General features: G+C 61.4%; 1 protein-coding gene. It reads right to left on the minus strand.

What is annotated here, in order from left to right; genetic code table 11:
• Window positions 1-427: phage tail tip protein J-related protein (locus HAQ05_RS28145; protein WP_420825804.1), on the minus strand; the 427-nt coding region annotated here is incomplete at both ends.

The raw sequence follows: 427 nt of genomic DNA on the forward strand, positions 1-427 counted from the left end.
CTGGCCTCCGATTCAAGGTCGGTGATCTTGGTGGTGTTCTGCTCGACCTGCTGCGCCAGGCCGTTAGCCGTTTCGATGGATTGGCCCACGTCCAGCCAGTAATCCGCGTTAGGCGGCGGGGTTTCCTTGGGCACGTCCTGGGTGGCTTGGTAGATCCGGCCGCCAGCCACCACCATGTCGCCAGTGGTGTAAGTCTGGTCTTCCTTGTAGGCCGACAGGCCATCGAGCGCGGCGATCTGGTCGGCAAGGTCGGCGATCTTTTCGTTGATCTCCTGGCTCAGTTCGGATTCGCCGATCTGGCCGGCCAGGGCCGCCAGGAAGGCCCTCACGTCGTTCGAGGTCGACGCCGGCACCTTCAGGAATCCACTGACCCCATACGCATTGCGGGAGCGAATGAAGTAGTAATAGTTGGTGTAAAACGCCAGGC

Source organism: Pseudomonas typographi (assembly GCF_014694385.1).
Classification (GTDB): Bacteria; Pseudomonadota; Gammaproteobacteria; order Pseudomonadales; family Pseudomonadaceae; genus Aquipseudomonas; species Aquipseudomonas typographi.